Raw genomic sequence first — 25,450 nt, 5'->3', positions numbered from 1 at the left:
CCCTTACTTGACCACGGTCGCGGCGAGCTTGGACAGCGGCTCCGCGAGGGCGTTGACCGCGTCGGACAGCTGCTTGCGCTGGTCCTTGGTGACCTTGTCGTACGACACGAAGTCGTACGACGTCCTGTCCGACGCGTCCGTCCGGAACTTGTCCAGCAGCGTGTTCAGCGCGGCGAACTGCTTGTCCAGCTCGCCGGCGAGCGCCGGGTCGTTCTTCGCGGCGACCGGCTTCAGCAGCTCGTACGCCTTCTGCGCCCCCTCGACGTTGGCCTTGAAGTCGACCAGGTCGGTGTGGGAGTAACGGTCCTCCTCGCCGGTGACCTTGCCGGTGGCGACCTCGTCGAGGAGTTCCTTGGCGCCGTTGGCCATGGAGGTCGGGGTGATCTCGGCCTTGCCGACCCGCTTCTGCCAGTCGGTCAGGTCGGCGACGAGCTGGTCGGCGAGGGCCGCCTCGGTGGCACCGATCTTCCGGTCCGCCCAGAGGGCCTTCTCCAGCCGGTGCCAGCCGGTCCACTTCTGCCCCTCCTCCAGACCGTCGGCACGGGTGTCGGTCTTCGGGTCGATGTCACCGAAGGACTCGGCGATCGGCTCGGTGCGCTCCCAGCCGAGCCGCGAGGGCGCGTAGGCCTTCTTGGCGGCCTCCAGGTCACCGGCCTTGACGGCGTCGGCGAAGGTCCGCGCGAGCGGGACGGTGGCGTCGGCCTGCTCCTGGGCGTACTCGCGGTAGTCGGCGACGGCCTTGTCGAGCGTCGGGTTGCGCTTGGCGACGGCACCGGAGCCGGTGACGGTCAGCTTCTGCCGGACGCCGTGCCCCTTCATCCCGGGCCGGCAGGCTATCTCGTACGACCCCGCCTTCACCTCGGCGGTGAGCGTGTACCTGGTCCCCGGACCGATGTTCTCCTTCTCGGAGACGATCCGGTCGTCGGGGAAGAGGATCTCGACCTCGGTGGCCTTGGACCCCGTGTTCTCGATGGCGAGCGTGACGTGCCCCGCAGGAACCGACTTCGTCGACGTCTCGCACTTGGAGTCGGCGGCGGTGACCTGGATCGCGTCGTCGCCCTTGGCGTCGCTCTTCGCCGTGCAGGCCGAGAGGGCGGTCAAGGCGGCCACGGTGGCGGCGGCGGTGACGGTGAGTCGGACGGCACGCATGCAGGCTCCAAGCGAGGATGGTGTGGTGAGGCTGCCCTAACTTACCTGAGGCTTACCTCACTCATACCTACCCGGGTCGCGATTCGCCAGACACAGAAAGATCACAGGCACGGCTTGATCTCGATGTCCTAAAATCGACACCAAGAGAGAGTAAAGGATTGGTCAAATAGTGCGGTTCGGGTGGCGCCTCCGCCGGGCGCGACCCGTCCGCCGCCGCGAATGCTTCAATGCCGGAGTGACTGATTACGACGTGCTGCGTGTCTTCTGCGCGGCGAACGGCGGATACGGCAACGAACTCGGGGTCGTCCGGGACGGCTCCGTGCTCCCCGACCGGGAGGACCGGCAGGCGCTGGCGGCGAAGCTCGGGTTCAGCGAGACCGTGTTCGTGGACGACCCCGAGCGCGGGGTCGTCGACATCTACACCCCCACCCTGCGCCTGCCGTTCGCCGGCCACCCCTGCGTCGGCACCGCCTGGCTGCTGGACGTGCCCGAACTGGTCACCCCGGCCGGCGTGGTCGGCGCCCGGCTGGACGGGGAGTTCAGCTGGATCGAGGCGCTCCCGGAGTGGGCCCCGCCGCGCACCCTGCGCCAGTACGCCACGGCCGCCGAGGTCGACGCGCTCCCGGTGCCGCCGCCGGGGGAGTGGCTGTACGCCTGGGCCTGGGAGGACGAGTCGGCGGGACGGGTCCGCGCCCGCGCCTTCCCCGGCCGGAACGACGGCATCGACGAGGACGAGGCGACCGGGGCGGCCGCGCTGCTGCTCACCGCGCAGCTGGGCCGGGCCCTGAACATCACCCAGGGCAAGGGATCGCAGATCCTCACCGCACCCCAGCCCTACGGCTGGGTGGAGATCGGCGGGCGGGTCTTCCTGGAGGGCCCGGAGAAACAGCCGGGGATCAGCCGGTGACCGACTTGTCCTCGCGCCCGCGCCGCACGTAGTACCAGGTCATGTTGGACGACAGACCCGTCAGCAGCACCCAGACCACGCCGATCAGCCAGCTGCCCTGGACGAAGGAGACGACGGCGGCGACGACGGCGAGGACGCAGACGATCAGGGCGTAGAGGGCGAGGCGGGGCATGAGGTCGCTTTCCTGACGAGTGCGGAACGAGTACGGGGGACACTGCTGGCGCCCACCAGTGTCCCCCATCCGCTCAGACGTCCGTGACGCGGAGCCCGGCGTGTGCCTTGTAGCGGCGGTTGACCGAGATCAGGTTCGCGACCAGGGACTCCACCTGGTGGGCGTTGCGCAGCCGCCCCGCGAAGACGCCGCGCATCCCGGGGATCCGGCCGGCCAGCGCCTGCACGACCTCGACATCGGCCCGTACCTCGCCGAGCACCATCACGTCGGTGTCGATCTCCTCGATCTCCGGGTCCTGGAGCAGCACCGCGGAGAGGTGGTGGAAGGCGGCCGTGACCCGCGACTCCGGCAGCAGCGCCGCGGCCTGCTCCGCCGCGCTGCCCTCCTCCGGCTTGAGCGCGTAGGCGCCCTTCTTGTCGAAGCCGAGCGGGTTGACACAGTCCACGACCAGCTTGCCGGCCAGTTCCTCGCGCAGTGACTCCAGCGTCTTGCCGTGCCCGTCCCACGGTACGGCGACGATCACGAGGTCGCTGCGGCGCGCGCACTCGGCGTTGTCGGCGCCCTCGACACCGTGCCCGAGCTCGTCGGCGGCGGCCTGCGCGCGCTCGGCGGCCCGCGAGCCGATGATCACCTTCTGGCCGGCCCGCGCCAGCCGGTAGGCGAGGCCCTTGCCCTGCGGGCCGGTGCCGCCGAGCACACCCACGACCAGACCGGAGACGTCGGGCAGGTCCCAGGGATCCTTGGCGGGGGCCTTCTCGGCCGCCGCCTGCTGTGCACTGTCGGTAGAGGTCATGGGCCGACTCTACGTCCGGGCCGGCGGCCGTACCCGGTCAGGCTCGGTCAGGTGAGCCGGTTCACGGGCACCCGGCGGAAGGTGATCGTCGAGTACGCGCTGAAGTCTCCCGTCTCGTACAGCAGACCGACCGTGGCCGCGTCGATCCGGGTCAGGTCGGAGTAGGCGGCGGGCAGCCCGTCGACCGTGTACGCGGCCCGCCAGGTGGTGCCGCCGTCCGCGGAGGCACGGATCGTCATCAGGGCGCGCGTCGCCGGATCGCCCGGACCGGAGTACAACAGCAGGTCCGGATCGCGGAGTTGGAGCACGCTCGCCTGACAGACGGGCGCGATGAGCCCGGCCTGCGGCCGGAAGGGTTTCACCAGGGTGCGCCCGCCGTCCGCCGAGTGGGCGTCGGCCCTGTTCCCCGGCGCCGGGGAATCGTTGCGCGTGTTGAAGTAGACCCGCCCGTCGGGCAGTTCGGCGGCGGTGGTCTCGTTGACGTTGATGTACCCGTTGGTGTTCTCGTCGAGATAGCCGAGGTACCAGGTCTCCCCGTGGTCGTCGCTGAGCAGGCAGTGCCCGCTGTTGTACTTGCCCTCGGTGCCGTTGTCCGTCCCGGTGGGCGGCAGGGTGTGGTTGGCGGCCACGACGACCCGTCCCGAACGCAACTGGACGGCGTGCCCGGGCGTGGTGGCGTACCACCGCCACCCGGCCTTCTTCACGGACTTGGTGATCTCCTTCGGCGCGGACCAGGTCACCCCGTCGTCGTCGCTGTGCTGCACCCACACCCGCCGCCCGTCGGCGTCCGGCACCTGCCCGCGCAGGATGGCGTCCTCGGTGGCGGAGGCGGCACTGCGGACGTGCACGAGCAGGACCCGCCCGCTGTCGAGGACGACCGGGGCGGGGTTCCCGGCGAGATCGGTGCCGTTGTCGGCGGCGACCTGGAGGGCTCCCCAGGTACGCCCGCCGTCCGTGGACCTCTTCACCACGATGTCGATGTGCCCGTGGTCGGCCGCGGAGCCGACTCTCCCCTCGCAGAACGCGAGCACGGTGCCCGCCCGGGAGACCACCACCGCCGGGATCCGGAAACTCGCGTAGCCCTCTTTGCCCGCGCGAAAGGGAATGCTTGCTTCAGCGTCGCTCATGGGCCGCCTCCTCCCCGGTTCGGGCGAATGGGGGGTGAACTCCGCGTCACGAGTGTCCGATTGCGGCACCATGCGGAGGCATGGACGCCGTACGGGTCGCGTTGTTGCGTGAAGTGCTCGCCGGGACCGAGTGGTTGACCGCGACGCGGAGATTCGCGGGCGCCCTGCGGGGTTCGGTGGTGACCCACGGCGGCGGACTGCTCCTCCTCGGCACGCCGGAGTACGAGCCGTGGCATCTCGCCGCCCATCTGGTGGACGAGGCGGCGTGGTCCGGTACGCCGGAACTGGCGCCGACGCTCGTACGGCACGACGCCCGCCCCACCGACCCGGCGCACCTCGCGGTCGGCCCCGGCCGCATCGAGGCCGCCCGCCGGGGCGAGACACTGCTCGTGGTGGCGCCGGGTGCCGCCGAACCCCTGCTGGAGCGGGTCCACACGGCCCGCCGCGCCGGCGTGACGGTCCTGACCCTCTCCACCGCCACCGACGACGCGCTCACCGCCATGGCCCACGAGACCCTCACCGTCCCCGAGGCCGCGGAACTGGACCTGGACACGGTCCAGCACCTGGTCAGCGCGGCAGCCGGCGAGAACGGCCCCTCCCCGCGAAGGCGCCGCCGCTTCAGGGACCGTCTGACCCGCCTGGCGGAGACGGTGACGGCTCCGCCCCCGACCCCGTGGTGAGACCTCGGCTGCGGGCGCTTGGTGGTTGCTCGCGCAGTTCCCGCCCCTTCCGGGCGCGTTGGTGCAGCGCCCCTTCAGGGGCGCGCGGAACTGCGCGACCAGCCCCCACCGGGCCGCACCCGGGCGAAAAGCATTTGCTGCCGCCGAGCGCGGCGTTCAGCATGGGCCACCGTGAGCCTCCTCCCCGACCTGGCCCCCTGGAAGGCCTCCGTGGACTTCCGGCGGCTGTGGGTCTCCGGTCTGATCAGCAACTTCGGGAGTTTCCTGACGTTCGTCGCGCTCCCGGTGCAGATCAAGGACCTCACCGGTTCCGCAGCCGCCGTAGGCGCCGTCGGGGCTGTCGAACTGCTCCCGCTCATCGTCTTCGGCCTCTACGGCGGCGCCCTCGCCGACGCCCTCGACAAGCGCGCGCTGATCGTCCGGACCGAGGCCGGTCAGGGCCTGCTCAGCGCGGGCCTGCTGGTCAACGCCCTGCTGCCGCACCCGGCCGTGTGGCCGCTGTACGCCGTCGCCGCGCTCTCCTCCGCGCTGGTCTCGGTGCAGCGCCCCGCCCTCGACTCCCTGTGGCCGAGGATCGTCGCCCACGACGACCTCCCGGCCGCGGCAGCCCTCAGCTCCTTCCGCTGGACGGTCGGCGGCGTCGCGGGCCCCGCCGTCGCCGGCCTGGTCGTGGCGTACGCGGGCCTCGGCTGGGCGTACGGCGCCGACCTGGCCACCTTCGCCGTCTCGGTCGTGCTCATTCTCCCCATCGCCCCGTCGCCCGCCTCCCACGAGGCCGCCGGGCCCTCCCTCCGCTCCATCGCCGAGGGCGCCCGCTACGCCTGGAGCCGCAAGGAGCTCCTCGGCACCTACGCCGTCGACCTCGCGGCGATGTTCCTGGCGATGCCGCTCGCCGTACTGCCGTTCCTCGCCGACGAGTTGGACGCGGACTGGTCGCTCGGACTGATGTACGCGAGCATTCCGGCGGGTTCGCTCCTCGTGAGCCTGATCAGCGGCTGGACCAAACGCGTGCATCGGCACGGGCGGATGGTCGTGCTGTCCGCCGCGCTGTGGGGCCTCGCGATCGCCGCCGCCGGCGCCGTGGCCAACGTCTGGCTGGTCCTGCTGCTCCTCGCCGTCGCCGGCGGCTGCGACATGGTCAGCGGGATCTTCCGGGCCGCGATGTGGAACCAGACGATCCCCGACGAGCTGCGCGGCCGCCTCGCCGGGATCGAACTGCTGTCGTACTCCGTGGGCCCCACCCTCGGCCAGGTCCGCTCCGGCGGCATGGCCGGATGGCTCGGGGTGCGGGCGTCCGTAGGCGCGGGCGGCCTGCTCTGCACCGGCGCGGTCGGCCTGCTGGCCCTGTGCCTGCCCGCCCTCATGTCGTACGACGAACGGACCGACGAACACGCCGCACGACTGCGCGCCCAGCGCACCGCCGAAGCCGCGACCGAGGCCGCGGCCGGCCCCACCCGCCCCTCCTGATCAGCCCTCTTCCGAGGAGTCCCCGGCCGGCGCGTCGTGCCACCGCGGATCGTTCTCCCACTGGAGGTTGCGCTCCCGCGCGATCTCCATCGCGTGCTCGGCCTCCGCACGGCTGGCGTAAGGCCCGAACCGGTCCTTGGCGGGGCACTCGGGGCCTTCCTCGACCTTCTGATGCTGCAGGCAGTAGTACCACTCGCCCGCCTTCGCAACGGTCCGCTTCTTGAACAGGGCCATGACCGGCTCCTTTCGCCATCCACATGTTCCCCCATGCCCGCTGGTTAGACTCGCTGGCATGTCTGGCCAGTCGCTGCTCGTACCAGGGGAGCTCTCTCCCACCCGTTCGGTACCCGGAAACATCCGCCGCCCCGAGTACGTCGGCAAACCCGCGCCGACCCCGTACACCGGGCCCGAGGTGCAGACTCCGGAGACCATCGAGGCGATGCGGATCGCCGGCCGTATCGCCGCGCAGGCGATGGAGGAGGCCGCGAAGATCATCGCGCCGGGTGTGACGACGGACGAACTCGACAAGGTGGCGCACACGTACATGTGCGACCACGGGGCCTACCCGTCCACGCTCGGCTACCGCGGCTTCCCCAAGTCCCTGTGCACCAGCGTCAACGAGGTCATCTGCCACGGCATCCCGGACTCGACGGTGCTCCAGGACGGTGACATCGTCAACCTGGACGTGACCGCGTACATCGGCGGGGTGCACGGCGACAACAACGCCACCTACCTGGTCGGGGACGTCGACGAGGAGAGCCGGCTCCTTGTGGAGCGGACCCGGGAGTCCCTGAACCGGGCGATCAAGGCGGTCCGGCCGGGCCGGCAGATCAACATCATCGGCCGCGTCATCGAGTCGTACGCCAAGCGCTTCGGCTACGGCGTGGTCCGTGACTTCACCGGTCACGGCATCAGCTCGTCGTTCCACTCCGGGCTGATCATCCCGCACTACGACAGCCCGCACGCGACGACCGTGATGCACCCCGGGATGACCTTCACGATCGAGCCGATGCTGACGCTCGGGACCTACGAGTACGACATGTGGGACGACGGCTGGACCGTCGTCACCAAGGACCGCAGGCGGACCGCCCAGTTCGAGCACACGCTGGTGGTCACGGACACCGGCGCGGAGATCCTCACCCTGCCGTAGCCCCGCCCGCCGCCCGGCCCGCCCTCCTCTCGGAGGGCGGGCCTTTTTCCGGTACGCTTTTACCGACAGGGTGTCGGTAACTTTGCCGACGAAGCGTCGGCAAGGGCATTGACTTAGGTAAGGCTTACCTTAGAGGATGTTGCTCATGGAGTCCTTCTCGACACTCATCCGCACCGCGTCCCACGAGCAGCACGTGGAGGCGGAGACCTCGACGTTCATGAGCGACCTGCTGGGCGGGCGGCTCGGTGTGGAGGCGTACGCCCGCTACACCGAGCAGCTGTGGTTCGTGTACGACGCGCTGGAGAGCGCGGCCGGGCGGCTGGCGTCGGACCCGGTGGCCGGGCCGTTCGTGCGGCCCGAGCTGTTCCGGCTGGCCGCGCTGGAGCGGGACCTGGCGCACCTGCGCGGCGCCGGGTGGCGGACGGGGTGCGCGGCCCTGCCGGCGACCGAGGAGTACGCGGCACGGGTGCGGGAGTGCGCGGAGCGCTGGCCCGCCGGCTACGTCGCCCATCACTACACCCGCTACCTCGGCGACCTCTCCGGCGGCCAGATCATCCGCGACAAGGCGGAGCGGACCTGGGGTTTCGAGCGCAAGGGCGACGGCGTCCGGTTCTACGTCTTCGAGGGCATCGCCAACCCGGCCGCCTTCAAGCGGGGTTACCGCGAGCTGCTGGACGGGGTGGACGCCGACGACCTGGAGAAGCAGCGCGTCGTCGCCGAGTGCAAGCGGGCGTTCGCCCTCAACACGGCGGTGTTCCGGGAACTGGGCGAGGAGTTCCCGCTGTCCGCCTGATCCCCGTCGCTACTGGCTGATCGAGCAGAACTCGTCCGACCCCTGCCAGAAGCGGTAGAGCTGCTGCCCGCAGTACTGGTCGAGGTCCCCGACGCCCAGGTGGCGCAGCAGCGCGTCGATCACGTCGAAGAACGCGCTGTTGATCGACGGCACCCACAGCAGCGCGAACACGAAGAGCAGGCCGAACGGGGCGAACGGCTCCACCTGGCGCTTGATGCTGTACGACAGCCAGGGCTCGATCACGCCGTAGCCGTCCAGGCCCGGCACCGGCAGGAAGTTCAGGATCGCGGCCGTCACCTGGAGCAGGGCGAGGAAGGCGAGCGCGAAACGGAAGTCGCGCGGGACGCCGTCCAGGGCGTCCAGCCAGAAGGGGGCGGTGCAGACCGCGGCGAACAGGACGTTCGTCAGCGGACCGGCGGCGGAGATGAGGCTGTGCCGCCAGCGGCCCCGGATCCGGCTGCGCTCGATGAAGACCGCGCCGCCGGGCAGACCGATCCCGCCCATGATCACGAACAGCACCGGGAGCACGATGCTCAGCAGCGCGTGCGTGTACTTCAGGGGGTTCAGCGTCAGGTAGCCCTTGGCGCCCACCGTGATGTCGCCGCCGTGCAGGGCGGTGCGCGCGTGCGCGTACTCGTGCAGGCAGAGCGAGACGATCCAGGCCGCCGTCACGAACAGGAACACCGCGACCCCGGGCTGCTCGGCGAACCCGGACCAGGTGGCCCACCCGGTGACCGCGGTGACGGCGAGAATCCCGACGAACACGGGACTGATCCGCCGGTCACTGGGGCGGGTGGTGGTGGCGGTCATGGCGCGGGACTCCCGGGGCGCGTCGGTGGAGGTGGCGTGCGGGGTAGACCGTACAGGTGACAGGTGAAGAACGTCCTGCGGGCGGCCGTAGGTTCCTGTTAGTCGTTACGCTGATAGCGAGTCGAACGAGGAGGTGCTCATGACGATCGCAGAGGGATGGGTCGAACTGGTCCAGGACCGGATCGACGTTCCGCGCAGCGCGCGCCTCCGGCTGACGGAGAACGGGCTCACTGTGGTACCAGTCACCTTTGCGCACAGGGCGACGCAGCGGCGCATCGAGAACCAGATCGACCAGCGGTTGCCGGGCTGGGTCGCGACGAGTGAATTCTCTGTCGTTCCACCCCGGGAGGGCTACAAGCCCGAACCGGATGCCACGGCGATCCCGCTCGAGCTGGTCCAGAGGGACAAGAGCGACATCAACGAGGAACTGTTGCCCTTCGTGGTCGAGGTCGTCTCACCGGAGAGCAAGAACCGCGACTACAACACGAAGCCGAGCCACTATGCCCTGCGCGGTATCCCGGTCTATCTGATCGTCGATGTGCTCTCCGCCAGGTGGACGCTGCTGACCCGTCCCGAAGACGGCGAGTACCAGCACGAGGAGTCCGGCGTGTTCGGCGACCAGATCTCCATTCCCGTCGCCGACCAGACCCTCACTCTGGACTCCTCCGAGTTCGTCCGCATCTGAAACCCGCAGGCGGCGTCCCGGCGTCCCCAGGGACAATGGACCCCGTGCGCTACGCGATCCTCGGCACCACCCAGGTACTCCGCCCCGACGGCACAGCCGTCCCCGTGGGCGGTTCTCGGCTGCGTGCCCTGCTGACCGTGCTCGCGCTGCGGGCCGGGCGCGGGGTGCCCGCCGGGCTGCTCGTCGACGAGGTGTGGGGCGACGAACCGCCCGCCGACGCCACCGGCGCCCTCCAGGCCCTGGTCGGCCGGCTGCGCAGGGCGCTCGGCGCGGACGCGATCGACTCCACCGACGGCGGCTACCGGCTCGCCGCCGCCCCCGACGACGTCGACCTGCACCGCTTCGAGCGGCTCACCGGCGAGGGCCTGCGCGCCCTCGCCGACGGCGACCCCGCCAAGGCGGCCACCGTCCTCGACGACGCCCTCGCCCTGTGGCACGGCCCGCCCCTGGCCGACCTGCCCGACCGCACCGCCGAGGCGGCCCGCGTCGACGTCCGCCGCCTGGACGCCCTGCGCGCCCGGCACACCGCCGCCCTCGCCCTCGGCCAGGCCGAGCAGTCCCTGCCCGAGCTGACCGCCCTGTGCGACGCCCACCCCCTCGACGAGCCCCTCCAGGCCCTGCGCCTGCGCGCCCTGCACAGCACCGGCCGCACCGCGGAGGCGCTGGCCGCCTACGACGACGTACGGCACCTCCTCGCCGACCGCCTCGGCTCCGACCCCGGGCCCGAACTGCGCGCGCTGCACGCCGAGCTCCTCGACCCGGCGGCCACGGCGGACGAACCGTCCCGGCCCGGCAACCTGCGCGCCCGGCTCACCTCCTTCGTCGGGCGCGAGGCCGACATCGAGGCCATCCGGGGCGACCTGGCCGCCGCCCGGCTGGTCACCCTGCTCGGGCCCGGCGGGGCCGGCAAGACCCGGCTGTCGCAGGAGGCCGCCGAGACCGTCGGGTACGCCGCCCGGGACGGCGTCTGGCTGGCCGAGCTGGCCCCCGTCGACGACCCGGCCGACGTCCCCGAGGCCGTGCTCAGCGCGCTCGGCGCCCGCCAGGCCGTGCTGTACGGCGGCGGCGCCGAGACCATGCGGGCCGCCGCCGACCGGCACCACGACCCGGTCGAGCGGCTCGTCGAGCACTGCGCCCGGCGCCGGATGGTGCTCGTCCTCGACAACTGCGAGCACGTCGTCGACGCGGCGGCCGACCTGGCGGCCCGGCTCCTGGAGCGCTGCCCGGACCTGACGATCCTGGCCACCAGCCGCGAACCCCTCGGCGTACCGGGGGAGTTGCTGCGCCCGGTGGAGCCGCTGCCCGAGCCGGTGGCCCTGCGGCTGCTCGCCGACCGGGGCGCCGCCGCAAGACCGGGCTTCACGATCGGCGCCGACGACGAGACCGCGGCCGCGTGCGCAGAGATCTGCCGCCGCCTGGACGGACTGCCCCTCGCCATCGAACTGGCCGCCGCCCGGCTGCGGATGCTCACCCCGCGCCAGATAGCCGACCGGCTCGACGACCGCTTCCGCCTCCTCACCTCCGGCAGCCGCACGGTGCTGCCCCGCCAGCAGACCCTGCGCGCGGTCGTCGACTGGTCCTGGGACCTGCTCGACGCCGGCGAACGCGACGTCCTCGGCCGCCTCTCCCTCTTCGCGGGCGGCTGCGACCTGGCCGCCGCCGAGGCCGTCTGCGGCCCCGCCGCCTTCGACGCGCTCGGCTCCCTGGTCGACAAGTCCCTGGTGGTGGCGGCCCCTTCGGGCGATGCCGAGGACGGCGGGATGCGCTACCGGCTCCTGGAGACCGTCGCCGAGTACGCCGGCGAGCGCCTCGACGAGAGCGGCGGGCGCGCCGCCGCCGAGCGCGCCCATCTGACGTACTACCGCGAACTCGCCCGCACCACCGAACCGTTGCTGCGCGGCCCCGGCCAGCGGGCCGCCATCGCCCGGCTCCAGCTGGAGTACGAGAACCTGCGCACCGCGCTGCGGCACGCCATCGCCGAACGGGACGAGCACGAGGCCCTGTGCCTGCTGCACTCCCTGTTCTGGTACTGGCAGATGCACGACCAGCGCATCGAGACCCGCACCTGGTGCGCCGACGTCATCGCCCTCGGCCCCGACCCGTTCGCCCAGCCGCTGCGCCGGGCCGAGGCGGTCTGGGAGCGCTGCACCGAGACCCCGCCGCCGTACACCGGAGAACTCCTCACCGAGGCCCGGCGCGGTGTGCACCTGGCCCACATGGCCTGTATGGACACCGAACTGGACGTCTGGCAGACGCCGGAGGCGCAGGCCAAGCTGCGTGCGGTCACCGAGGTCTACGAGCCCGGCATGCCGCAGACCTGCCGGGCGCCGGGCATGTTCTGGTTCTTCGCCGTGATGCTGACCGGCGGCATGGACCGGCTGCGCGAGATCCTCGACGCGAGCGTCCGCACCTGCCGGGAGACACCCGGCTACGAGTGGGAGCTGGCCGGCAGCCTCGCCATGCGCGCCAACCTGCTCGCCAACCGCGCCGCCTGGGCGGGCGACGCCACCCGGGACGCCGACGAGGCACTGGAGATCTTCCGGCGCCTCGGGGACGACTGGGGCACCGCCGAGGCCTTCTCCGGGCGCGCCGAGTCCCGGGAGCGCAGAGGCGACTACCTGGCGGCGGCCGTCGACTACGAGGCCGCGATCGAACGGGTCGGCCGGCTCGGCGCCCGCGCCCAGGGCGCCGTGCTCAACGCCCGCCTGGGCAGCGTGCTGATCGAGTCCGGCGACACCGAGCGCGGGGAACGGCTGCTGCGGCAGGTCATCGCCGACAACGAGAGCCTGAGCAACGAGGCGATGCCCGCCGCCCGGCTCTTCCTCACCACCTGGCTCCTGATCAGCGGCCGCATCGCCGAGGCCCGCGAGCAGGTCCGGCTGCTGCGCAGCGAGTTCAAGATCTCCCACTTCGTGGTCTTCGACGCTCTGATCCTCACCCAGGAGGCCTGGGTGGACGCCCTCGACGGCTGCCACGCGGAGGCCCTGGACAAGCTGCGGAACGCGCTGCGGCTCGCCGCCGACCCGCTGAGCGAGGCCATCACCCCGCATCTGCCGTCCGTCTGCCTGACCGTCGCCGCGGTCGCCCTGGCCGGCCTCGACGGGGGCGTGCGCGCCGCGGACGCCGCCCGCTGCCTGGGTGCCGCCGACGCCCTGCTGCCGGCCGGCCACCTCCAGGTCGGCCTGGAGCGCACGGCACGGGACCGGTCGGAGACCCGGGTCCGGGCCGTTCTCGCCGACGACCCGGCCTACGAGTCGGCGTACGCCGAAGGCGGTGGCCTCTCCCGCGCGGAGGCCACCGCCCTGCTCTGAGGTCCGTCGGAGAGCCTCAGCTCTTCGTACGGAACTTGTAGATCGCATACGGTGCCGCGATCGCCGTGATCCCCACCGACCAGGCCAGCGTGATCCACAGGTCGTGGGCGACCGGCCCGCCGACCATCAGTCCGCGCGCCGCGTCGGCGAGCGTGGACAGCGGGTTGTAGTCGGTGAAGGCCTGCAGCCAGCCCGGCATCGAGTTCGTCGGCGCGAAGATCGACGAGCCGAACTGCAGCGGGAACAGCACCAGGAACCCCATGGCCTGCACGGACTGGGCGTTCTTCAGGATCACGCCCAGGGTGAGGAACACCCACATGATCGAGGAGGCGAACACCGCGGACAGCCCCACGGCGGCGAACAGCCCGGCCCAGTGGTTGATGTGGAACCCGACGAGCACGGCGACGATCATCAGTACGGCGGTCGCGAACAGCATCCGCACGAGTTCGACGGAGATCTTCGCGAACAGCACCGAGCCGCGCCCGATCGGCAGTGACCGGAACCGGTCCATCACACCGGAGTTGAAGTCCTGGCTGAACCCGGTGCCGACGCCCTGCGAGAGCGTCATGCTCATCATCGCGATCATGCCCGGGATGACGTACTGGACGTATCCGTCCTGACCGCCGCCGAGCGCCTGGCCGATCGAGCCGCCGAAGACGTACACGAACAGCAGCGTGAAGACGACCGGCATCAGCAGGGCGTCGAACATCGACTCCGGGTCCTGCCTGATCCACAGCAGATTGCGGCGGATCAGGGCCCCGGTGTGCCGCAGGTGCCCGCGCAGCGGGATCCGGACATCGGTGGCGGTGGCGGTGGCGGTCGTGGCGCTCATACGGCGACCTCCTGACGGTCGTCGGCGGTCTTGGTGTCCTGCGGGGCACTGGCGCGGTGGCCGGTGAGGGACAGGAACACCTCGTCCAGGCTGGGCAGTTCGGTGACGATGGAGCTGATGGTGATGCCGCGGGCGGTGACGGCGCCGACCACGGCGGTCAGCTGCTCGTCGCTGAGGATCGGCACCAGCAGCGTGCCGTTCTCGCCGTCCACGGTGGTACCGGCGAGCCCGGTGATCCCCAGCTCGTCGATCATGGCGGCGAGCGGCCGCACCTGCAGCGGGTCGACCGGCCGCACCCGCAGCGTCCGCCCGCCGACCTTCGCCTTCAGCTCCTCCACCTTGCCGCCGGCGATGACCTTCCCGCGGTCCACGACGGTCAGCTCGGAGGCGAGGTACTCGGCCTCCTCCATGTACTGGGTGGTGAGCAGCACGGTCACCCCGTCGCCGACCATGGCCTTGACCTCCTGCCACACCTCGTTGCGGGTGCGCGGGTCGAGACCGGTGGTCGGCTCGTCCAGGAACAGCACCTGGGGGTGCCCGATCATCGAGGCGGCGAGGTCGAGCCGGCGGCGCATACCACCGGAGTAGGTGCTCGCCGGGCGCTTGGCGGCCTCGGTCAGCGAGAACCGCTCCAGCAGCTCGTCGGCCCGGGCCCGCGCGTCCTTCCTCGGCAGGTCGAGCAGCCGCCCGATCATGTACAGGTTCTCCCAGCCCGGCAGCTTCTCGTCCACGGAGGCGTACTGCCCGGTCAGTCCGATCACGCGGCGCAGCTGGCGGGGCTGGCGCAGCACGTCGTACCCCGCGACGGTCGCCTCTCCCGCGTCGGGCTGCAGCAGCGTGGACAGGATCCGCACCAGGGTGGTCTTGCCGGCCCCGTTCGGTCCGAGCACGCCCATCACGGTGCCCTGGCGGACGTCCAGATCAACTCCGTCGAGTGCCTTGGTGTCGCCGTAGTGCTTCACCAGCCCCCGTACGGACACGGCGTTGTTGTCGATTCGCGTCATGGGAAGTACGGTGCCAGGCCCCACCGACAAACCACCGACAGGCCGCCGACACCGGCCGACAGTCCGCCGATAGCCCACCGATAGCTCGCCGAGGGATCGGTGACAGCCGACACGCGGGCAGCCTCGGTACCCGGCCGGCCGTTTCGCCGAGGGCACGGCGAGTCCTGTTCGCGGCCCGGCGGGACGGCCCACCTGGGTCGTCGGTGCGCGGACGTACCGACCCGTTGTCTCCGTCTGGAACCGTCCAGCGCCGGCGCGGGGAGGGGGCACGCGCCCCGCACCGACTCCGTCACCGGGCAGAAGTCCTGGCGTGTCGGGGGCGGCCGTTCTCTTCGCCGGGGTCCGGGGATGTCCATCGGGTCCGGCGGTGTCCTTCACGACGCGGGACAGCCCGCCGACGGGGGAAGATCGGCGGGCTGTCCTTGGTGTTGCGGCAGTGGCTCCGGGGTGTGCGGTGGCGGGCCTAGTGGACGGAGTGCTCCTCCAGCGGGAACGTACCGCCGACGACGTCCTCGGCGTAGGCCTTGGCCGCGTCGCTCATGACCTCGCGCAGGTTCGCGTACTTCTTCACGAACTTCGGGACCCGGCCCGACGTCAGGCCGAGCATGTCCGTCCAGACCAGCACCTGCGCGTCGGTCTCGGGACCGGCGCCGATACCGATGGTCGGGATGTGCAGCACCCGGGTCACCTCGGCCGCGAGCTCCGCCGGGACCAGTTCGAGCACGACCGCGAACGCGCCCGCGTCCTGGACCGACTTGGCGTCGCGCAGCAGTTGCTGGGCCGCCTCCTCGCCGCGGCCCTGCACGCGGTAGCCCATCGCGTTGACGGACTGCGGGGTCAGGCCGATGTGCGCCATCACGGGGATGCCGGACTCGACGAGCAGCCGGATCTGTTCGTGCGACCGCTCGCCGCCCTCCAGCTTGACCGCGCCGACGCCCGCCTCCTTCACCAGCCGGGTCGCCGAGCGCAGCGCCTGCACCGGGCCCTCCTGGTAGGAGCCGAACGGGAGGTCGCCGACGATCAGGGCACGCTGGGTGCCGCGGACCACGGCCGCCGACAGCATGGCGATCTCGTCGAGGGTGACGGGTACCGTCGTCTCGTACCCGAGGTGGCAGTTGCCCGCCGAGTCGCCGACCAGGAGCACCGGGATGCCGGCCTCGTCGAAGACGGACGCGGTCATCGCGTCGTACGCGGTGAGCATGGGCCACTTCTCGCCGCGTTCCTTGGCGAGGGCGAGGTCGCGAACCGTGATGCGGCGGGTGCCCTTCCCCCCGTACAGCGCCTTACTGCCGTCGGAGGGCCTGTTCTGCACAGTCTGGGCAGCCGAAAGCTGCGTCATGACAACGGCTCCTTCAAGTCATCTCGAGGCACCCTGACGGTGTCCCCGGATCCCTCCCATGGTGGCACTTCGTGCCGCCCTCGGCCAGAGGACCCCCGTGTGATCCATCGGTCACCGCCCGTCTGCCGCCGTCCGCCGTCCTCCCCGCCCCTGTCGCGTTGTGTAAGGCCTGAGTAAAGGAATTCAGATACGAGACGGTCTCGTATTGAAATGGCCTTAGGGTCGTTCGTATGACAACTCCTGCCGACCACGCTCCACCCGGCCCGCGCATACCCGAGGCCGTGCACCGGCGCCGCTGGGCGATTCTCGGCGTGCTCATGCTGAGCCTGCTGATCGTGGTGCTCGACAACTCGATCCTGAACGTCGCCGTCAAGACCATCTCCACCCCGGCCCCGGTCGGCCTCGGCGCCACCCAGAGCCAGCTGGAGTGGGCGATCAACGCCTACACCCTTGTCTTCGCCGGCCTGCTCTTCACCGCCGGCCTCGTCGGCGACCGCCTCGGCCGCAAGAAGGTGCTCATCGGAGGCCTCGTGGTCTTCGGTGTCGGCTCGGCCCTCGCCGCCGAGTCCGGCTCCGCGGACCAGCTGATCGCCTTCCGCGCCCTGATGGCCCTCGGCGCCGCCTTCGTGATGCCCGCCACCCTCGCCGTCCTGATGAACGTCTTCGAGCGCCAGGAGCAGCCGAAGGCGATCGGCATCTGGGCCGGCGGCGTCGGCCTCGCCATCGCGATCGGCCCGATCACCGGCGGCGTGCTGCTCGACCACTTCTGGTGGGGCTCGGTCTTCCTCATCAACGTGCCGATCGTGATCATCGCGCTCGCCCTGATGTTCTGGCTGGTCCCCGACTCGCGCGACCCGCGTCCCGGCCGCCTCGACCCCGTCGGCGTGGTGCTCTCCGTCGTCGGCCTCGTCCTGCTGGTCTACGGCATCATCAAGGGCGGCGAACTCGCCGACTTCACGGACGCCAAGGTGCTCGCGACCAGCTTCGCCGGCCTCGCCGTCCTCGCCGGCTTCGTGATCTACGAGAAGCGCAGCGACCACCCGTCCCTGGACGTCACCTACTTCAAGAACAAGGTCTTCTCGGCCGCCATGGCCGCCATCGCGCTGGTCTTCTTCGCGCTGATGGGCGTGACCTTCTTCTCCGTCTTCTACACCCAGAGCGTGCGCGGCTACTCGCCGCTGCAGTCCGGTCTGCTGCTGCTCCCGCTCGCCGCCGCGCAGATGATCTTCGCGCCGCGGGCCCGGCTGGTGGTGGAGCGGTTCGGCAACAAGGCCACCACCGCGGGCGGTCTGGTGCTGATCGCCGCCACCCTGGGCGCCTTCGCCACCTTCGAGGCCGACACGCCGATCTGGATCCTGGAGGTCGTCTTCTTCCTGATGGGCACCGGCATGGCGCACATCATGACGCCGACCTCGGTCGTCATCATGCAGGCCCTGCCCCGCGAGAAGGCCGGTTCCGCCTCCGCGCTCAGCAACACCTTCCGCCAGGTCGGCGGCGCCCTCGGCATCGCCGTGCTCGGCTCGGTGCTGTCGACGTCGTACCGCAACGGCATCGAGGGCAAGCTCGGCGCGCTGCCGCCCGGGCTGCGCGAGACCGCCGGCGAGTCGATCGAGGCCACGCTCGGCGTCGCCTCGAAGCTCGGTGCGCAGGGCAAGGCCCTGGTCGCCCCCGCCAACGACGCCTTCCTGCACGCCATGCACACCACCGCCCTGTGCGGCGCGGGCGTCGCGCTGATCGGCGCCGTGATCGTGGCCCTCTTCCTGCCGGGCAAGCCGCCGGCCGGTCAGCGGGGCGACCGGGAGCAGGAGTTGGTCGTGGCGGCGGAGTGAACATGAACGGCTGAACCACCGAATGGCTGAACGGCTGAATGGCTGAACCACTGAACGGCTGACACGGCTGAACGGACCGGCCGGCACCGGCAGGAACCACGGGGGGACACCGGGGGACACCCCGGAGCCGCGGGGGAAACCTCGTGGGCAACCACGGGGGGAGGCTTCGGCTGCGGGAGAATTCCCGCAGCCAGTGCAGTGAGAGGACGGTACGACGTGACGCTTGCCGACAGCGGACCGCGGTCCATTACCCCGGCCCGCGGCCGCCCCCGCAGCGAGGCGGTGGAGAACGCCATCCTGGAAGGCGTGATGAAGCTCCTGGAGGACGGCGTTCCGCTCGCCGAGCTCTCCATCGAGCGCATCGCCCGGACCGCCGGCGTCGGCAAGGCCACCATCTACCGCCGCTGGAACGGCAAGGAGGAGCTCTTCGTCGACGTCATGCGCGCCGCCGAGCCCCCCGACCCCGAACTCCCCGGCACGTCCATGCGCGACGACCTCGTCGTGCTGCTCGAATCGCTGCGTCAGCGCGGCCTGATGAACCGTTCGTCGGCCATCCTGCACAACGTCTACGCCCAGATGAAGAGCAGCCCCCGCATCTGGAACGCCTACCACGCCAACGTCGTCAACCCCCGGCGTGAACTCGGCAAGGAAGTGCTGCGCCGGGGCCAGCGCAACGGCGAACTCCGCGCCGACGTCGACATCGAGCTGGCCAACGACATGTTCACCGGCCCGATGCTGCTCAGGGCCATACTGCGCCCGGACGCGGAACTCCCCGAGGGCCTCGCCGAACAGCTCGTCGACGAGGTGCTGGCGGGCCTGGGACCCGCCACTTCGCCGTAACCGGTGTTCGCGTTTCGTCACAGACCCCGCCGACCCACCGGTAACCGGAACCCCTCCCCCCGGCTTGTTCGTCATCGTCTTGCGTACGGCCGTCATGTGACGGCGGGAGAGGAGCCGATCATCCCCTAGGGTCGTGTCGGGGGACGACGGTGTGCACGGCAGGTTGTGAGGCAGGCGGTATGGCGCAGCAGGCGTACATGACGGAGACGGACAACGGCGGCTCGGGGCCCGAGCGTCGGGGAGACCGGTTCCGGCGCCTGGTGAACCGCTTGCTGTCCGGTTGGCGCGACGATCCGCGGATCTGGCGCCGGGGCGTCGTCACCGCCGTGGTGGCGCTCCTCCTCGCCGGCGTGATGCTGATGCACTCCCGCATCCCCAACGCCGTCGGCAACCTCGGCAGTCTCACCGAGACGTTCCTGCCCTGGCTGGGCCTGCTGATCCCGTTCCTGCTGCTGGTCGGCATCCTGCGCAAGTCGGCGACCGCGTTGATCGCGGTCCTCCTCCCGGCGATCGTCTGGCTGAACATGTTCGGCGGACTGCTCACCGACAAGCAGGGCACCGGCGGCGACCTCATGGTGGCCACGCACAACGTCAACGCCGACAACCCCGACCCGACCGGCACGGCAGCTCGGCTCGCCTCCTCGGGCGCCGGGGTGCTGGCCCTGGAGGAGCTGACGGCGACGGCCGTACCCACGTACGAGACGGCGCTGGCGTCGACGTACAAGTACCACGCGGTCGAGGGCACCGTCGGGCTGTGGAGCAAGTACCGCCTCACCGGGGTGAAGGCCGTCGACATCAAGCTGGGCTGGACGCGCGCGATGCGGGCCACGGTCGCCACCCCGGACGGCCCCCTCGCCGTCTACGTGGCCCATCTCCCCTCCGTACGCGTCAAGATGAACGCCGGCTTCACCGCCCGGCAGCGCGACAAGAGCGCGGACGCGCTGGGCGAGGCCATCGCCGACGAGACCCTGCCCCGGGTGATCCTCCTCGGCGACCTCAACGGCACGATGAACGACCGCTCCCTCAACGCCGTCACCTCGCAGATGCGCTCCACACAGGGCGCGGCGGGCAGCGGCTTCGGGTTCAGCTGGCCGGCCGCGTTCCCGATGGCCCGCATCGACCAGATCATGGTCAAGGGCGTGGAGCCGGAGAGTTCGTGGACCCTCCCGAGGACCGGCAGCGACCATCTCCCGATCGCCGCACGTGTGAACCTGACCACATCCGGTTCGTAAAACCCCCTGGTCAGCGCAGCCATGCTGGCTTTGTAAGGACAACCGGACACTGCGCCGTAACCTGGCGGAATACTTGGGCTGGGACACTTTGTTCCGTAGCTGAACTTAGAACGCACGGAACCCTGCTCCCCGAAAGGCACAGCCCTTCATGCCTCTGGCCCTGCTCGCCCTGGCCGTCGGCGCTTTCGGTCTCGGCACCACCGAATTCGTGATGATGGGCCTGCTGCCCGACGTCGCCGACGACCTGCACATCTCGATCCCCGCCGCCGGCCACCTGGTCTCGGCGTACGCGCTCGGAGTCGTCGTCGGTGCCCCGCTCCTGGCCGCGCTCACCGCGCGTCTGCCCCGCCGCACGGTCCTCATCTCCCTGATGGCCCTGTTCGTCGCCGGCAACGCGCTCTCGGCCCTGGCCCCCGGCTACGACTCCCTTCTCGCCGCCCGCTTCCTCAGCGGCCTCCCGCACGGCGCCTTCTTCGGCGTCGGCGCGGTGGTCGCCACCAACCTGGTGGCACCGGAGCGCAAGGCCCGCTCGGTCTCCCTGATGTTCATGGGCCTGACCGTCGCCAACATCGCGGGCGTCCCGGTCGCCACCCTCATGGGCCAGCACCTCGGCTGGCGGGCGACCTTCCTGGGCGTGAGCCTGATAGGCATCGCGGCGATGGCCGCGGTGTTCTTCCTGATCCGCCCCGCACACGCCCCGGCCCCCGCCTCCGGCCTGCGCGGCGAACTCTCCGCCCTGCGCTCCCTCCCGGTCTGGCTGGCCCTCGCCACCACGGTCGTCGGCTTCGGCGCGCTCTTCTCCGCGTACAGCTACATCACCCCGATGCTGACGGACGCCGCCGGTTACGCCGATGCGAACGTCACCCTGCTCCTCGCCCTCTTCGGCGTCGGCGCCACGATCGGCAACCTCGTCGGCGGCCGCCTCGCCGACCACGCGATGCGCGGCACGCTCTTCGGCGGCCTGGTGTCGATGGTCGCGGTGCTGCTCCTCTTCCCGGTCCTGATGCGGACGGAGTGGAGCGCGGCCCTCGCCGTCGTCCTGCTCGGCATCGCGGCGTTCATCACCGGCTCGCCGCTCCAGCTGATGGTCATGGAGCGCGCGGTCGCCGGCCCCTCCCTCGCCTCCTCCGCCAACCAGGCGGCCTTCAACCTCGCCAACGCCGGCGGCGCCTGGATCGGCGGCGTGGCCCTGGCCGCGGGCTTCGGCGTCACGTCCCCGGCGCTGGCGGGCGCGGCCCTCGCCGTCCTGGGCCTGGGCGTCGCGAGCGTGGCCTACGCGGTGGACCGGCGCCGGGACGTCCCGGCGCCGACCGGCCACGTACGGGTGGTCGCCTCGCACGTACCCGAGCCGGCGGAGCCGGTCCACTCCTCCTGACCTTCCGTGCCCCGCTGAACGTCGGGGCACTGCTCTATGCAGCGCATCCGGCGGTCAACGGGCGGGCCTGGTGATCACCTTCGGGTGAACCGGTTCAGACGGGGCGTCGGCGATCGGATCTGCCTACGATGATGCTCTCGACACCAGCCCCTGGGAGGCATGCGATGTCCGCCGCAGCCATCGAGCAGCCCTTCGACGACGAGCCGTTCTCGCTCACGGCCATCGCCGACGAGATCATGGAACGGCATCCGGGCTACCGAGTCGAGATCATCGGAGGCCACCTCCTCGTGACCCCACCACCGGATGTCGATCACGCATTCGCTTTGACCGACCTCATGATCCCGTTCATTGCCGCAGGTCTGCACGGAGCGGAAACCAAGGTCGCCCAGAACGTCGGCCTCTGGCTGCCCACCGGAGCCGAGGACTACGCCATCCCCGACCTCGCGATCGTGGACGCCGACATCGGCGACCACCTGGTCGAGAACAACGCCTACGACCCGGTCTGCTTCCGTCTCGTCCTGGAGGTCACCTCCAGCAACTGGAAGGACGACCTGAAGACCAAGGCCGTCGCGTACGCCCAGGCCAAGGTCCCGGTCTACGTCGTCGTCGACCGCAAGCACCAGCGCGTGCACGTGCTCACCGATCCCAGCGGGGAGCAGTACGAGCACCACCGGCCGTACTCGCCCGGCGAGACCGTCACCCTGCCCGGGTCGATCGGCGCCGAGGTCACCCTCGACGTCGACCAGATCCTCAAGGCCGCCCAGAAGAAGGCGAACTGACCGCGTCCGTCTCCCGGTGACGAGCCTCACGTCGTGCACGGGAGCCGCCCCTCCTGTCCCGGAGGGGCGGCTCCGCGCTTGCTGGGATACCAGGACTCGAACCTGAACTAACGGAACCAGAAACCGTCGGGCTGCCAATTACCCCATATCCCATTCGCGCCGAAGACCGCGGGAGCTCGGTCAGCCGGGCGTAGCCCTACCGCGTGTCGCTGTGGGGCCGCGCCCAACCTATCCGCGCTCTCCGCGGTGCGCCGTGAGGTGCGCGGGGTGTGTCGACCAGAGTCTTGGCCGTGCTCTGCTCCCGGACCCGCCGAGGACTTCGGCCGGTCCCGCACGCCGCCGGTCCTCGAAGCCCCCTGCCGTCCGCACCGACAGCGGCGGGGCGAGGTCCGCGCGGCCGTTCGGCGCCTTCGGACAGAAGCTCATCCCGCGGGGCCGGCGCCGGTTCCGGTCACTGGGGCCGATCGGGGGATTCCGTGCACCGATCGGCTCGCCCGAGTGCGGGACGGAGCGGCATGTCCATAAATTCGGCATGTCGGAAATATTCCGACAAGGTAATCAAGGGCTCATGTGTTTACCTTCCCGTGACATCGAACGGAGCATTCATGTCGGTGATGACCGGTACCCCGCCCCTGCAGCAGTTCGGCCAGCAGTTCGCCGGGCCGCAGCAGCAGATCGCGCAGGTCGTCCAGCAGTCCATCCAGCAGGCCTGTCAGCAGGCCGGCCAGCAGATCGCGCAGCGCATGCAGCAGACGCTGCAGCAGCTCCACCAGGTCCAGCAGCAGTTGCAGCAGCAGGGCATCGCCCACCACGCCCACCCCTACCTGGCCGTCGCGCTGCAGCACACCCTGGTGCAGGGCGTGCGCAGCGCCGTGGAGCAGGCCGTGCAGCAGGCGCTGCCGACCGCGATCCTGACGCTGGTTCAGCAGGGCCAGCAGGGCCAGCAGGGTCCGCAGGGCCAGCAGGGCCAGCAGCAGTGGAGCGGCGGGTTCGGCCAGCAGTCGTTCGGCCAGCAGTACCCGCAGCAGTACCAGCAGCCCGGCTTCGGCTTCGGCCCGATGGGTCAGCACTTCGGTATCGGCTGACGCAAGGCAGGTGACCTGTGCGGTGTGCCCGGGACCGGTTCCCGGGCACACCGCACAGCCACGGAAGGCACGAGCCGCCCGTCGTACGGATCAGAAGCGCAGAAACCCACGTAGGCATGGTTGAGGTGGATGTAATGGTCAAGGACAGGCCCGGAAGCAAGCCCAGGAGCAGCCGCCAGAGCGAATCCGAGGGCGCGGGGGCCGGCGGGCCGGGCCCCGAGGAAAGAACGGCGCCGCGCAGGAAGGGCGGACCGTCGCCGATCGCGGTGCAGCCGCGCCGGTCGCGCTACATGGTGACCCCGCTGCCGCAGCAGCTGCTGCCCATGGGAGTGCCCGAACTCGGCATGGACGCGGTGTGCGACCACCTGGAGCGGATGCCCGAGGTCACGGTGGTCCGCAGACTCACCCCGTCGGACAAACTGCAGTCGGCCGGAGTGCAGCCCTCCTGCCCCGAACTCGTGGTCGTCGAGGCCGCCGAAGCCCAGGTACCGGCGATGCGGTCGCTGCATGTGCACATCGAGCCGGATCTGCCGCTGTCCACGGCCGTACCCGTCGCCATGCCGGCCGCGGGGTTGCTGCCGGTGCGCGACCCGGGGCTGGTCATGCCGCTGGCGGAGCCCCTGCAGGTCTCGATCAGTGTCTGCGGTCCGGAGGGCGAACCCCTGGCCGGTGCGGGGGTGTTCCTGATCGGGGCGGCATGGCCGAGCCAGGGTGTCACCGGCCCCGACGGGAGGGTCGCCCTCACGCTGGCGACGGAGACCGCGCAGTCCGTGCAGGCACTGTACGTCCGGCCCGCGGGCGGCTACACGGACCGCTGGATCCACCGCCCCGAACTCTCGGCGACCCAGGACAACCTGGTCACCCTCACCCCGCTGTCCAAGGTCTACCCGGAACTGGAACAGCGGCAGAGTTACGGCTGGGGTCAGCAGGCCATGAGGCTGGACCGGCTGCCCCCCACGTTCCGTGCCTTCGGCACCAAGATCGCCGTCATCGGTACGGGCGTCGGCGTCGACCACCCCGACCTGAAGCAACGGGTGCGATCCGGCGTCGACCTCGTGCGCGGCACGAAGGAGGGCTGGGCCCACGATCCGGTCGGCACCGGCACCCACGCGGCAGGCATCATCGTCGGGGCGGACACGGGCAAGGGTGTCATCGGCATCGCCGTCGACGCCGAACTCGAGGTCTTCGAGATCATGCCCGACGGCCACTTCAGCGACCTGATCGCAGCCCTGGACCACTGCGTGGAGCACGAGGTCGACATCGCCCACATCCAGGTGGCGTCCCCGTACCCCTCGGCGCTGGTCTCCCGCAAACTCGCCGATGCCACCGCGGCGGGCATCGCCTGCATCGCTCCGGTCGGCGACAGCGGCGGACCGGTCTCCTTCCCCGCCTCCCTGCCCACCGTCTTCGCCGTGGGCGCCCTGGGAGCCCTCGGCACCTACCCGCCCGACACCTCCCACGCCACCCACATCGGGCCGCAGTTGAGCCCGGAGGGGCTGTTCGCCGCGCCGTTCAGCTGCCACGGTCCCGGAGTGAACGCGGCCGCCCCCGGCGTCTCGGTTCTGTCCTGTTCCCCGGACGGCGGCTACACCGCCCTCGACGGCACCGGCACCGCGTCCGCCCACATCGCGGGCCTGGCCGCGCTCGTACTGGCCCACCACGAGGACTTCCACGGCCAATCGCTGCCCCGGGGGCCGGGCCGCGTGCAGCACCTCTTCGGGATTCTCGCCGCCAGCTGCCGCCCCCTCGCCGCACCGGGAACACTGGACGCGGCCCGTACCGGGTGCGGCGTGCCCGACGCCCTTGCCGCCCTCGGCCTGGCCCACGGCACCCAGCTCGGCCCGGCCCTGTCTCCCTTCGCCCCGTCCATGACCGGGTAGCTCCCGCTCACGGCCCGTGAGCCGGATACTCCGGGCACTCCGGCCAGGGCGAAAGCCTTCCGCTCGTCGTCATGCGGAGGGGGTGAGGTCACCAGGACCAGGACCCCACGCCCCTCCGCTCGGCGAGTCGGCCGATCAGCGGCTCCCACGACGACCTGTCGGCGTACGCGCACATGAACGGCCTCTGGGCGCACCAGGGTCGGCGTTCAGG

Annotated in this window: 23 protein-coding genes and 1 tRNA gene; 14 read left to right on the top strand and 10 right to left on the bottom strand. The window is 71.0% G+C overall.

Features of this window, described 5'->3' with window-relative positions:
* Positions 1–3 precede the first annotated feature (3 nt).
* The gene (gene efeO, locus ACFY0P_RS11955; RefSeq protein ID WP_388910272.1) at positions 4–1,149 is read right to left on the bottom strand and encodes an iron uptake system protein EfeO; all 1,146 of its coding nucleotides are present in this window, start codon (positions 1,147–1,149) and stop codon (positions 4–6) included.
* A 235-nt stretch (positions 1,150–1,384) separates the two neighbouring features.
* On the opposite strand from efeO, the gene ACFY0P_RS11950 reads away from it, so the two are divergent.
* A complete protein-coding gene (locus ACFY0P_RS11950; RefSeq protein ID WP_388910269.1) occupies positions 1,385–2,056 on the top strand; it encodes a PhzF family phenazine biosynthesis protein in 672 nt (223 codons plus the stop codon).
* Here ACFY0P_RS11950 and ACFY0P_RS11945 read toward each other — a convergent pair.
* Genes ACFY0P_RS11945 through ACFY0P_RS11935 form a run of 3 tightly spaced genes read right to left on the bottom strand, consistent with a single transcriptional unit; the run spans position 2,046 to position 4,148 of the window.
* Positions 2,046–2,297 carry a hypothetical protein gene (locus tag ACFY0P_RS11945; RefSeq protein ID WP_388910266.1) on the bottom strand — a complete coding sequence of 84 codons (252 nt, stop codon included), beginning with the start codon at positions 2,295–2,297 and terminating at the stop codon, positions 2,046–2,048. The two genes, ACFY0P_RS11950 and ACFY0P_RS11945, sit on opposite strands and share 11 nt — an antisense overlap.
* 4 nt (positions 2,298–2,301) lie before the next feature.
* The gene (gene npdG, locus ACFY0P_RS11940) at positions 2,302–3,021 is read right to left on the bottom strand and encodes an NADPH-dependent F420 reductase (RefSeq protein WP_388910263.1); all 720 of its coding nucleotides are present in this window, start codon (positions 3,019–3,021) and stop codon (positions 2,302–2,304) included.
* A 47-nt stretch (positions 3,022–3,068) separates the two neighbouring features.
* A complete protein-coding gene (locus ACFY0P_RS11935; protein ID WP_388910260.1) occupies positions 3,069–4,148 on the bottom strand; it encodes an exo-alpha-sialidase in 1,080 nt (359 codons plus the stop codon).
* 80 nt (positions 4,149–4,228) lie between these two features.
* Here ACFY0P_RS11935 and ACFY0P_RS11930 point away from each other — a divergent pair, with 80 nt between their 5' ends.
* Both ACFY0P_RS11930 and ACFY0P_RS11925 read left to right on the top strand, forming a co-directional pair.
* The gene (locus tag ACFY0P_RS11930; protein WP_388910257.1) at positions 4,229–4,828 is read left to right on the top strand and encodes a hypothetical protein; all 600 of its coding nucleotides are present in this window, start codon (positions 4,229–4,231) and stop codon (positions 4,826–4,828) included.
* Between the two features lie 132 nt (positions 4,829–4,960).
* On the top strand, positions 4,961–6,295 hold the full coding sequence (locus tag ACFY0P_RS11925) for an MFS transporter (protein ID WP_388911430.1): 1,335 nt from the start codon (positions 4,961–4,963) through the stop codon (positions 6,293–6,295).
* On the opposite strand, the gene ACFY0P_RS11920 is transcribed toward ACFY0P_RS11925, so the two are convergent.
* Positions 6,296–6,529: a hypothetical protein gene (locus tag ACFY0P_RS11920; protein WP_388910254.1), complete on the bottom strand. Its 234-nt coding sequence runs from the start codon at positions 6,527–6,529 to the stop codon at positions 6,296–6,298. It abuts the gene before it with no gap.
* Between the two features lie 58 nt (positions 6,530–6,587).
* Here ACFY0P_RS11920 and map point away from each other — a divergent pair, with 58 nt between their 5' ends.
* Complete coding sequence (gene map, locus ACFY0P_RS11915; RefSeq protein WP_388910251.1) at positions 6,588–7,445, top strand: type I methionyl aminopeptidase; 858 nt, start codon at positions 6,588–6,590, stop codon at positions 7,443–7,445.
* 145 nt (positions 7,446–7,590) lie between these two features.
* A complete protein-coding gene (locus ACFY0P_RS11910; RefSeq protein ID WP_388910248.1) occupies positions 7,591–8,238 on the top strand; it encodes a heme oxygenase (biliverdin-producing) in 648 nt (215 codons plus the stop codon).
* Between the two features lie 9 nt (positions 8,239–8,247).
* On the opposite strand, the gene ACFY0P_RS11905 is transcribed toward ACFY0P_RS11910, so the two are convergent.
* Complete coding sequence (locus tag ACFY0P_RS11905; RefSeq protein WP_388910245.1) at positions 8,248–9,048, bottom strand: site-2 protease family protein; 801 nt, start codon at positions 9,046–9,048, stop codon at positions 8,248–8,250.
* Positions 9,049–9,187: 139 nt separating this feature from the next.
* On the opposite strand from ACFY0P_RS11905, the gene ACFY0P_RS11900 reads away from it, so the two are divergent.
* Both ACFY0P_RS11900 and ACFY0P_RS11895 read left to right on the top strand, forming a co-directional pair.
* Positions 9,188–9,733: a Uma2 family endonuclease gene (locus ACFY0P_RS11900; protein WP_388910242.1), complete on the top strand. Its 546-nt coding sequence runs from the start codon at positions 9,188–9,190 to the stop codon at positions 9,731–9,733.
* Positions 9,734–9,768: 35 nt separating this feature from the next.
* Positions 9,769–13,044: a BTAD domain-containing putative transcriptional regulator gene (locus ACFY0P_RS11895; protein WP_388910239.1), complete on the top strand. Its 3,276-nt coding sequence runs from the start codon at positions 9,769–9,771 to the stop codon at positions 13,042–13,044.
* A gap of 16 nt (positions 13,045–13,060) precedes the next feature.
* Here the strand turns inward: ACFY0P_RS11895 and ACFY0P_RS11890 are convergent, their stop codons facing one another.
* From ACFY0P_RS11890 to panB, 3 genes are all read right to left on the bottom strand, one after another.
* On the bottom strand, positions 13,061–13,876 hold the full coding sequence (locus tag ACFY0P_RS11890) for an ABC transporter permease (protein WP_388910236.1): 816 nt from the start codon (positions 13,874–13,876) through the stop codon (positions 13,061–13,063).
* Positions 13,873–14,880 carry an ATP-binding cassette domain-containing protein gene (locus ACFY0P_RS11885; protein ID WP_388910233.1) on the bottom strand — a complete coding sequence of 336 codons (1,008 nt, stop codon included), beginning with the start codon at positions 14,878–14,880 and terminating at the stop codon, positions 13,873–13,875. Before ACFY0P_RS11885 ends, ACFY0P_RS11890 begins: the two co-directional genes overlap by 4 nt.
* Before the next feature lie 463 nt (positions 14,881–15,343).
* Entirely contained in the window at positions 15,344–16,219 is an 876-nt protein-coding gene (panB, locus tag ACFY0P_RS11880; protein ID WP_388910230.1) for a 3-methyl-2-oxobutanoate hydroxymethyltransferase, read from the bottom strand.
* 230 nt (positions 16,220–16,449) lie between these two features.
* On the opposite strand from panB, the gene ACFY0P_RS11875 reads away from it, so the two are divergent.
* From ACFY0P_RS11875 to ACFY0P_RS11855, 5 genes are all read left to right on the top strand, one after another.
* Entirely contained in the window at positions 16,450–18,048 is a 1,599-nt protein-coding gene (locus ACFY0P_RS11875) for an MFS transporter (RefSeq protein ID WP_388910227.1), read from the top strand.
* Positions 18,049–18,264: 216 nt separating this feature from the next.
* The gene (locus ACFY0P_RS11870) at positions 18,265–18,888 is read left to right on the top strand and encodes a TetR/AcrR family transcriptional regulator (protein ID WP_388910224.1); all 624 of its coding nucleotides are present in this window, start codon (positions 18,265–18,267) and stop codon (positions 18,886–18,888) included.
* Between the two features lie 179 nt (positions 18,889–19,067).
* Positions 19,068–20,120 carry an endonuclease/exonuclease/phosphatase family protein gene (locus ACFY0P_RS11865; RefSeq protein WP_388910221.1) on the top strand — a complete coding sequence of 351 codons (1,053 nt, stop codon included), beginning with the start codon at positions 19,068–19,070 and terminating at the stop codon, positions 20,118–20,120.
* A 148-nt stretch (positions 20,121–20,268) separates the two neighbouring features.
* Positions 20,269–21,495: an MFS transporter gene (locus tag ACFY0P_RS11860; protein WP_388910218.1), complete on the top strand. Its 1,227-nt coding sequence runs from the start codon at positions 20,269–20,271 to the stop codon at positions 21,493–21,495.
* 164 nt (positions 21,496–21,659) lie between these two features.
* A complete protein-coding gene (locus tag ACFY0P_RS11855) occupies positions 21,660–22,274 on the top strand; it encodes a Uma2 family endonuclease (protein ID WP_388910215.1) in 615 nt (204 codons plus the stop codon).
* An 81-nt stretch (positions 22,275–22,355) separates the two neighbouring features.
* On the opposite strand, the gene ACFY0P_RS11850 is transcribed toward ACFY0P_RS11855, so the two are convergent.
* A tRNA-Gln gene (locus ACFY0P_RS11850) sits at positions 22,356–22,427 on the bottom strand.
* Positions 22,428–22,879: 452 nt separating this feature from the next.
* Between ACFY0P_RS11850 and ACFY0P_RS11845 the strand changes: the two genes are divergently transcribed.
* Together ACFY0P_RS11845 and ACFY0P_RS11840 are read left to right on the top strand one after the other, a co-directional pair.
* Positions 22,880–23,359 carry a hypothetical protein gene (locus ACFY0P_RS11845; RefSeq protein ID WP_388910213.1) on the top strand — a complete coding sequence of 160 codons (480 nt, stop codon included), beginning with the start codon at positions 22,880–22,882 and terminating at the stop codon, positions 23,357–23,359.
* A 134-nt stretch (positions 23,360–23,493) separates the two neighbouring features.
* Positions 23,494–25,239: a S8 family serine peptidase gene (locus tag ACFY0P_RS11840; protein ID WP_388910211.1), complete on the top strand. Its 1,746-nt coding sequence runs from the start codon at positions 23,494–23,496 to the stop codon at positions 25,237–25,239.
* The last annotated feature ends 211 nt before the right edge of the window (positions 25,240–25,450 follow it).

The sequence above is a fragment of the Streptomyces sp. NPDC001714 genome, assembly GCF_042892755.1.
GTDB lineage: Bacteria > Actinomycetota > Actinomycetes > Streptomycetales > Streptomycetaceae > Streptomyces.
The sequence above is the reverse complement of the archived record's forward strand: the minus strand, read 5'-3'. Positions and strand labels throughout refer to the sequence as shown.

What these genes read in the sequence shown, in the direction of transcription:
- efeO (WP_388910272.1), bottom strand. Translation starts at nt 1,149, where the DNA reads ATGCGTGCCGTCCGACTCACCGTCACCGCCGCCGCCACCGTGGCCGCC.
- ACFY0P_RS11945 (WP_388910266.1), bottom strand. Translation starts at nt 2,297, where the DNA reads ATGGGGGACACTGGTGGGCGCCAGCAGTGTCCCCCGTACTCGTTCCGC.
- npdG (WP_388910263.1), bottom strand. Translation starts at nt 3,021, where the DNA reads ATGACCTCTACCGACAGTGCACAGCAGGCGGCGGCCGAGAAGGCCCCC.
- ACFY0P_RS11935 (WP_388910260.1), bottom strand. Translation starts at nt 4,148, where the DNA reads ATGAGCGACGCTGAAGCAAGCATTCCCTTTCGCGCGGGCAAAGAGGGC.
- ACFY0P_RS11930 (WP_388910257.1), top strand. Translation starts at nt 4,229, where the DNA reads ATGGACGCCGTACGGGTCGCGTTGTTGCGTGAAGTGCTCGCCGGGACC.
- ACFY0P_RS11920 (WP_388910254.1), bottom strand. Translation starts at nt 6,529, where the DNA reads ATGGCCCTGTTCAAGAAGCGGACCGTTGCGAAGGCGGGCGAGTGGTAC.
- map (WP_388910251.1), top strand. Translation starts at nt 6,588, where the DNA reads ATGTCTGGCCAGTCGCTGCTCGTACCAGGGGAGCTCTCTCCCACCCGT.
- ACFY0P_RS11910 (WP_388910248.1), top strand. Translation starts at nt 7,591, where the DNA reads ATGGAGTCCTTCTCGACACTCATCCGCACCGCGTCCCACGAGCAGCAC.
- ACFY0P_RS11905 (WP_388910245.1), bottom strand. Translation starts at nt 9,048, where the DNA reads ATGACCGCCACCACCACCCGCCCCAGTGACCGGCGGATCAGTCCCGTG.
- ACFY0P_RS11900 (WP_388910242.1), top strand. Translation starts at nt 9,188, where the DNA reads ATGACGATCGCAGAGGGATGGGTCGAACTGGTCCAGGACCGGATCGAC.
- ACFY0P_RS11895 (WP_388910239.1), top strand. Translation starts at nt 9,769, where the DNA reads ATGGACCCCGTGCGCTACGCGATCCTCGGCACCACCCAGGTACTCCGC.
- ACFY0P_RS11890 (WP_388910236.1), bottom strand. Translation starts at nt 13,876, where the DNA reads ATGAGCGCCACGACCGCCACCGCCACCGCCACCGATGTCCGGATCCCG.
- ACFY0P_RS11885 (WP_388910233.1), bottom strand. Translation starts at nt 14,880, where the DNA reads ATGACGCGAATCGACAACAACGCCGTGTCCGTACGGGGGCTGGTGAAG.
- panB (WP_388910230.1), bottom strand. Translation starts at nt 16,219, where the DNA reads ATGACGCAGCTTTCGGCTGCCCAGACTGTGCAGAACAGGCCCTCCGAC.
- ACFY0P_RS11875 (WP_388910227.1), top strand. Translation starts at nt 16,450, where the DNA reads ATGACAACTCCTGCCGACCACGCTCCACCCGGCCCGCGCATACCCGAG.
- ACFY0P_RS11865 (WP_388910221.1), top strand. Translation starts at nt 19,068, where the DNA reads ATGGCGCAGCAGGCGTACATGACGGAGACGGACAACGGCGGCTCGGGG.
- ACFY0P_RS11860 (WP_388910218.1), top strand. Translation starts at nt 20,269, where the DNA reads ATGCCTCTGGCCCTGCTCGCCCTGGCCGTCGGCGCTTTCGGTCTCGGC.
- ACFY0P_RS11855 (WP_388910215.1), top strand. Translation starts at nt 21,660, where the DNA reads ATGTCCGCCGCAGCCATCGAGCAGCCCTTCGACGACGAGCCGTTCTCG.
- ACFY0P_RS11845 (WP_388910213.1), top strand. Translation starts at nt 22,880, where the DNA reads ATGTCGGTGATGACCGGTACCCCGCCCCTGCAGCAGTTCGGCCAGCAG.
- ACFY0P_RS11840 (WP_388910211.1), top strand. Translation starts at nt 23,494, where the DNA reads ATGGTCAAGGACAGGCCCGGAAGCAAGCCCAGGAGCAGCCGCCAGAGC.